Annotated in this window: 5 protein-coding genes and 1 riboswitch; of the genes, 3 read left to right on the forward strand and 2 right to left on the reverse strand. The window is 38.3% G+C overall.

Features of this window, described 5'->3' with window-relative positions:
• Positions 1–225: 225 nt before the first annotated feature.
• Together DZB84_RS22480 and DZB84_RS22485 are read right to left on the reverse strand one after the other, a co-directional pair.
• The gene (locus DZB84_RS22480) at positions 226–1,020 is read right to left on the reverse strand and encodes a YqhG family protein (RefSeq protein ID WP_116354536.1); all 795 of its coding nucleotides are present in this window, start codon (positions 1,018–1,020) and stop codon (positions 226–228) included.
• Positions 998–2,689: a DEAD/DEAH box helicase gene (locus DZB84_RS22485; RefSeq protein ID WP_116354537.1), complete on the reverse strand. Its 1,692-nt coding sequence runs from the start codon at positions 2,687–2,689 to the stop codon at positions 998–1,000. Before DZB84_RS22485 ends, DZB84_RS22480 begins: the two co-directional genes overlap by 23 nt.
• Positions 2,690–2,986: 297 nt before the next feature.
• Positions 2,987–3,079: riboswitch (glycine riboswitch) on the forward strand.
• Between the two features lie 211 nt (positions 3,080–3,290).
• Here DZB84_RS22485 and gcvT point away from each other — a divergent pair.
• From gcvT to gcvPB, 3 genes are read left to right on the forward strand one after another with little or no spacing between them, the layout of a single operon-like run.
• Positions 3,291–4,418 carry a glycine cleavage system aminomethyltransferase GcvT gene (gene gcvT / locus DZB84_RS22490; protein ID WP_116354541.1) on the forward strand — a complete coding sequence of 376 codons (1,128 nt, stop codon included), beginning with the start codon at positions 3,291–3,293 and terminating at the stop codon, positions 4,416–4,418.
• Positions 4,419–4,445: 27 nt separating this feature from the next.
• Positions 4,446–5,792, forward strand: coding sequence for an aminomethyl-transferring glycine dehydrogenase subunit GcvPA (gene gcvPA / locus DZB84_RS22495; protein ID WP_116354538.1), 1,347 nt, complete (start codon positions 4,446–4,448; stop codon positions 5,790–5,792).
• Positions 5,785–7,245 (forward strand): aminomethyl-transferring glycine dehydrogenase subunit GcvPB, encoded by a 1,461-nt coding sequence (gcvPB, locus tag DZB84_RS22500; RefSeq protein ID WP_116354539.1) that lies wholly within the window; start codon positions 5,785–5,787, stop codon positions 7,243–7,245. Before gcvPA ends, gcvPB begins: the two co-directional genes overlap by 8 nt.
• Positions 7,246–7,608: the final 363 nt, after the last annotated feature.

Below are 7,608 nucleotides of genomic sequence, written 5' to 3' on the forward strand. Positions count from 1 at the left end.
ATCGAAATATGGTTATTTTTTCCTACATTTGTAGAATGAACTCGAAGAATAAGGAGAATGGCCAATGATTTGTTAACTAGTTAAAAGGTATGGTTAATGTATAACGATATTCTAATACGATTTTTTGTAATTTTTCCAATGAAATGCAAGGTATTTGTCGAACGATTTTTTAGAAAAATACCTAAAAAAAAGTAACCTACCCCCAAAAATGAGGATAGGCCTATTTTAGATCGCGTTTTGACAAAGATAAAACAATCCACCATTGATAATTTCGACAAGAACTTTCGGTTCGTATTGGTCCTTAAGTGCTACTTTTTCAATTTCATAGCTTTCTGGTTTTTCGTCGATTCCCTCATAAAAGGCGTCTAACAGAGCTAAATCCTCATCCCAGCGTTGTCTCGCTTCATCTGCCCAAGCGTGATTCTGTGATTCCACGTAGCCCCTCACATATTGCTGTAGGCGATTGACACCACTTTGAGGCTTAACTAACGGTGACATCGTATACGTTAAATCAGGAATTTTTGGTGTAAGTGGTAGTTTTTCAAGTTTTTCCTGAAAATCCTCAACAATGATTCCATTAATAAGCTGTATGCCTAGTGACATTAATACATCACGCTTTCGGTCACTTTTATAGGAAACCTTCACATTTAACCCAAGCCATGGGAAAAGGGGGGTATTTCCTTGAACACCCGGAGGCTTTTGTTGATACAATCGAATATAGCTTGCTAGCTTTTTTGTAGATTCAAAAATTTGGTGCAAGCGAGGAGCACCGAAATGGATAAAGTCACCTTTTACATTGTCGGGCGTTTGGTCCCGATCTGTAATCAATGTTAGCTTCATCGGATTCGGTTCTCCACCTGTTTTTTCAACATATGTCCAATAAAAGGGTCGGTTCATGAGTTGTTTATCCAAATCAATTGTCAATTGCACGGTCATATACCCAGGATGTTTTTCAAGAATTTCACAATGATTTGAAACAAAATAATTCTCAAGAAAATTAACGATTTCCTGTTGCTGCACGCTGCTCACCCTCATTTTGTTCTTCAAAACTAATAATCGAAGTTAAATTTTCCATTTTAATTCTCATTTCACCCTCACTCCGAGATTGAAGCATGATATCTTGTATATGATCTTCAATATTTCCAAGATCCAGCCTTGTTAAAATATCGTCTAGTTGACCAATGACACGTTCAAACAGATTAATTTTTTCATATAATAGCTTTAAAATATGCTCTTCAACCGTGTTCTTAGTTGCGAAATTATAAATATGAACATCCTTTTCCTGACCAAGACGATGAATACGTCCAATGCGCTGTTCAAGTCTCATCGGATTCCAAGGAAGGTCATAGTTGATAATATGGTTACAGAATTGCAGGTTAATCCCTTCTCCACCAGCCTCAGTTGCAATCAAAACCTGGAATTTTCCTTTAAACAATTCTCTCATCCAATCCTTTTTCCCACGCTTGAATCCACCTCTAAATGGAACCGATGATATTCCATTTTGCTGCAGAAACCATTGCAAGTACATTTGCGTCGCACGATATTCGGTAAAAATGATGACTTTATCATCTATTTGTTTGATTAATTCCACTGCTTTCTCAGCCTTTGAATTTTGCGTGACCTGTTCGACCTTTTTCATAAGTCCCATCACCATATCCTCAGGTACGGCAGCACTGCCATCCTCATTCTTCTTTTCAAGCATCTTTTTCAATGTGAAATAGACGGCCTCACGACTGCTGCAAGCCTCTCTTTGTAAAGTCAGAATAGAGAACATACTGGACGCAAATCCTGATAAGCTAGACCGATAGGCAGAAATCGCATCATATAGCTCCTGTTCAGTCTCTGAGAACTCAATCGGAACGGTTTCAACCTTCCGTTTTGTCCATTCAATTCCCGTATCATCACGGCGATTACGAATCATCACTTTATTGACCAATTCTTTCAAATGCTCATGATCATCAATCGAGCGGCTCTTTTTTCCGAATGATTCCTCAAAATTTTCCTGATTACCTAAATGTCCGGGCTTAAGTAACGACACAAGGTTGAAGATTTCATCAATTCGGTTTTGAATAGGGGTAGCTGTCAATAGTAAACAAAATTTCTTTTTTAGATTTTGAACAAATTCATAGTTTTTCGTTTTATTGTTTTTTAGCTTGTGAGCCTCATCAATGATGATTAAATCGTAATCCTGCTCATACACAATTTCCCGATGTGGACTTCTTTTGGCTGTATCTATTGATGAGACAATGACATCATATTGTTCCCACATATAGCTTTTTTTCTGCTGGACCGCAGGAATATAAAACTTTTGATTTAATTCCGAAGCCCATTGGGATACAAGAGAGGCTGGAACAAGAATCAAAACTTTTTTTACAAGTCCGCGAATCATATATTCTTTTAAAATCAGGCCTGCTTCAATTGTTTTTCCAAGCCCTACCTCATCGGCTAAAATTGCTTTTCCATTCATTTTTTCAACCACTTGCTTCGCAACCTCAAGTTGATGGGGAAGTGGTGTTAATTGTGGTAAATGCTTAGGAGCCTGAAGACCCTCGAATTCAGGTATCGACTGGTGTTTTTCTACTTCATATGCAAGCTTATATAACTCCCAGTTCGCCCAAGGACCGTCATCGTCAATTCTTTGCAAAAAGTCACCTTGCCACGACTGATCAAATTCAAAATCGACATTCATATTTTCACAGTCCTTTCTTAGTTGAGTATGATTTTCGTATAGAAAAAACAGAACTTTTCTCCAAAAACCGAACATTTCATCATAAAAATAAAATAATGTTAAGAAAATAATATATTGCCCAAATCGCTGGATGATGGTAGGATGAAGATAGTTAGAAAACGCTTCTCTATGTTCTTAACAAGGGTTTAGCGTTCTATCTTTATTATGAAAATGTAAGCTTTTGGGCTGGACATGATAAAATTTTCCATAGTCATTTCGTTAGTGTTACCAAAAAAATGAAAAATATGAAGACCGCGAATGATAACAAGGGGAGAGACTACTTTTTGTAGCGCCGAAGGAGCAAGCAAAGACAATTGTGAATCTCTCAGGCAAAAAGACTCTTGTTTGACGCAACTCTGGAGAGAGCCAGTATGGCCACCAAAGGGGCAAACCTAACTAGAGTTCAAAGAGGGGACATTCCCGAAGTTTTTGAACATCTTTTTAGATAAACTTTCAGGTGCAAGGACAGAGACTTCACAATGCTGTGGAGTTTATCTGTCCTTTTTTTACGTTTTCAGAATCTTTTGGTTTTGTGACGAAGCCCCAAATACCAATTTAAATGATGATATGTGAAGGAGGAATCGGGTTGACTGAATTAAAACGAACACCATTATTTGATGAGTATCAAAAGCATGGAGCCAAAACAATTGATTTTGGTGGCTGGGATCTCCCAGTCCAATTCTCAAGTATTAAAGAAGAACATGAAGCTGTTCGTACAAAAGCAGGTCTTTTTGACGTTTCTCACATGGGTGAAATCGATGTGAAAGGCAAGGACAGTTTAGCATACCTTCAAAAATTGATGACAAATGATGTTTCAACTTTAAAAGATGGCGCAACACAATATACTGCGATGTGCTATGAAAATGGTGGAACAATCGATGACCTACTTATCTATAAAAAATCCGATGAACATTACTTATTAGTTGTAAATGCCTCAAATACAGAAAAAGATTTTGATTGGTTAAAAGAACATGTCTTTGGCGATGTAAAAGTAGTCAACATTTCAAACGAGATTGGACAACTTGCAATTCAAGGACCACTAGCTGAAGTAGTTTTACAGAAACTAACAAATACAAATTTAAATGAAATTAAATTTTTTAAATTCCAAAACGAAGTTGAAATTGCAGGAAAGAAAACACTTGTTTCAAGAACCGGCTATACAGGAGAAGATGGTTTTGAAATATATTGCCAAGCTGAAGATACAGCCGTCTTATGGAATGCCATTTTAGAAGCTGGTGAACCAGAAGGGGTTTTACCTTGTGGATTAGGCGCGCGTGACACATTGCGATTTGAAGCTAATCTTGCACTTTATGGACAAGAACTATCTAAAGATATCACACCAATCGAAGCTGGAATCGGCTTTGCGGTGAAGCCAAATAAAGAAGCTGACTTTATTGGAAAAACAGTATTAAAACAGCAAAAAGAAGAGGGAGCTCCTCGAAAAATCGTGGGAATCGAAATGATTGATAAGGGAATTCCACGTCATGGTTATGAAGTTTATATTGGTGACGAGAAAGTGGGCGAAGTTACAACAGGCACACAATCACCAACCCTTCAAAAAAATATTGGTTTAGTTCTTATTAAATCTGAGCATGCCGAACTAGGAAGAGAAGTTGAAGTTCAAGTTCGTAAAAAGCGTCTTAAAGCAGTTGTGGTGGCAACACCTTTTTATAAGCGACCAAAAAAATAAATGGAGTTGTGGGAAAGGGGTACATTCATGAAACATCGTTATTTACCAATGACGGAACAAGATAAAAACGAAATGCTTCAAGCAATCGGCGTATCCACAGCCGATGAGCTTTTTAGTGATATTCCAGAAAGTGTCCAATTTAAAGGCGAGTACAAGATCAAAAAGGCGAAATCAGAGCCTGCATTAATGAAAGAACTTTCTGCACTTGCTGCAAAGAATGCTGATTTACGCCAAAATGCTTCATTCTTAGGAGCAGGTGTGTACGATCACTATATGCCAGTTATTGTCGACCATGTAATTTCACGTTCAGAATTTTATACAGCTTATACACCATACCAACCTGAAATTTCACAAGGTGAGCTACAAGCTATATTTGAGTTCCAAACCATGATTTGTGAGCTAACAGGAATGGATGTAGCAAACTCTTCAATGTATGATGGTGGAACAGCTTTAGCTGAAGCTGCAATGCTCGCATCTGGTCATACAAAAAAGAAAAAGGTACTTGTATCTCAAGCAGTACATCCCGAATCAAGATTGGTTCTAGAAACCTATGCAAAGGGTCAATACATTGATGTTGTTGAAGTCCCAACAAAGAACGGTGTAACGGATGTTGATGCGCTTAACTCCTTGATGGATAACGATGTAGCATGTGTTATCGTTCAGTATCCTAATTTCTTAGGTCAAATTGAACCGTTAAAAGAAATTGAAGCAGTTGCTCACACTGGAAAGAGCTTGTTTGTTGTATCAAGTAATCCATTAGCACTTGGAGCTTTAACACCTCCAGGAAAATTTGGTGCAGATATAGTTGTCGGGGATGCACAGCCATTTGGAATCCCAGCAGCGTTTGGCGGACCACACTGTGGGTATTTCGCGGTTACATCGAAATTAATGCGTAAAGTTCCGGGCCGTCTTGTTGGTCAAACAGTTGATGAAGAAGGAAAACGTGGCTTTGTATTAACGCTTCAGGCGCGTGAACAACATATCCGTCGTGACAAAGCAACATCAAATATTTGTTCAAACCAAGCTCTAAACGCATTAGCGGCATCTGTTGCAATGACGGCACTAGGTAAAAAAGGTGTAAAAGAAATTGCAACCCAAAATATTCAAAAAGCCTACTACGCAAAGCAACAATTTAAAGAAAATGGCTTCGAAATCCCATTTGACGGTCCAATTTTTAATGAATTTGTTGTAAAAGTAGGTAAATCTGTAAAAGACGTAAATGCTCGTTTAATAGAAACAGGAATAATCGGCGGATACGATTTAGGCCGTGACTACCCAGAACTTGAGGGGAATATGTTAGTGGCAGTAACTGAACTTCGTACAAAAGAAGAGATTGATACTCTTGTAAAAGAATTGGGGGATAGCCATGAATAAGCAAAATCAACCATTAATTTTTGAACTATCAAAGCCAGGGCGAATTGGTTATAGTTTGCCAGAATTAGACGTCCCTGAGGTAAATATTGATGAAGTTATCCCTAGTGACTATCTTCGCGTAGAGGAGCCGGAGCTACCAGAAGTATCAGAATTAGATATCATGCGTCATTACACTGCGTTATCTAAACGTAATCATGGGGTAGATTCAGGATTTTATCCACTAGGATCATGTACCATGAAATACAATCCAAAAATTAATGAAAATGTGGCTCGCTATAATGGATTTGCTCATATCCATCCATTACAAGACGAGAGTACAGTTCAAGGTGCGATGGAGTTAATGTATGATCTCCAAGAGCATCTAAAAGAAATTACGGGAATGGATGAAGTAACCCTTCAACCAGCGGCGGGTGCACATGGTGAGTGGACTGGATTGATGATGATCCGAGCATATCATGAAGCAAACAATGATACGGCTCGTACAAAAGTAATTGTTCCGGACTCAGCACATGGTACAAACCCAGCGTCTGCAACAGTAGCAGGTTTTGAGACGATTACAGTAAAATCTGGTGAAGACGGACTTGTAGATTTAGAGGATTTACGTAGAGTAGTTGGACCAGACACTGCTGCATTGATGCTCACAAACCCTAATACTTTAGGTCTTTTTGAGGAAAACATCCTAGAAATGACAGAAATCATTCACTCAGCCGGTGGTAAAGTATATTATGATGGAGCAAACTTAAATGCGGTATTAAGTAAGGCTCGCCCTGGAGACATGGGATTTGACGTTGTTCACTTAAACTTACACAAGACATTTACTGGCCCACATGGTGGTGGCGGTCCAGGTTCAGGTCCTGTTGGAGTAAAGGAAGATTTAATACCATACCTACCAAAACCCGTACTTGTTAAAACAGAGGAAGGTTATCATTTCGACTACAACCGACCACAATCAATCGGGCGCGTAAAACCTTTCTATGGAAACTTCGGAATCAATGTTCGTGCATATACGTACATTCGTTCAATGGGACCAGATGGACTAAAAGCTGTTACTGAAAATGCTGTTATTAATGCAAACTACATGATGCGCCGTCTAGCACCATATTTTGACCTACCATATGATAAACACTGTAAGCACGAATTCGTTTTATCTGGCAGACGTCAAAAGAAATTAGGTGTTCGTACACTAGATATTGCAAAACGATTGCTCGATTTTGGCTACCATCCACCAACCATCTACTTCCCATTAAATGTGGAGGAATGTATGATGATTGAACCAACTGAAACAGAATCAAAAGAAACGCTAGATGCATTCATCGAAGCAATGATCCAGATTGCGAAAGAAGCGGAAGAAAATCCGGAAATCGTTCAAGAAGCACCACATACAACGGTTGTTAGTCGACTAGATGAAACATTAGCAGCAAGAAAACCTGTTTTACGCTATCAAAAACAATAAACATTTATATATAAGAGATTCGTCCTGTTTTGGATGAGTCTCTTTTTTTACCATTAATTACCGTGGTTAAAAGTATTGAAAAATGAATGGGAGGCTGATAATATAGATTAAGTCATCACCGCAACGTGAATGATTGAGTCACAACTTTTAAAGAAGAAAAATTGATTTTTAAAAAGTTGTTGACACAAACGATTGATAAATGATATATTAATAAAGTCGCTTTTGAGCGGCGAGTTAAAAGTTCTTTGAAAACTGAACACAATACAAGCGTCAACGTTAATTCTAAGTAACAAACTTATTGAGCAATCAATACTCTTATTGGAGAGTTTGATCCTGGCTCAGGATGAACGCTGGCGGCGTGCC

Source organism: Bacillus sp. HNG (genome assembly GCF_003400205.1).
Taxonomy (GTDB): Bacteria; Bacillota; Bacilli; order Bacillales; family Bacillaceae_L; genus Ferdinandcohnia.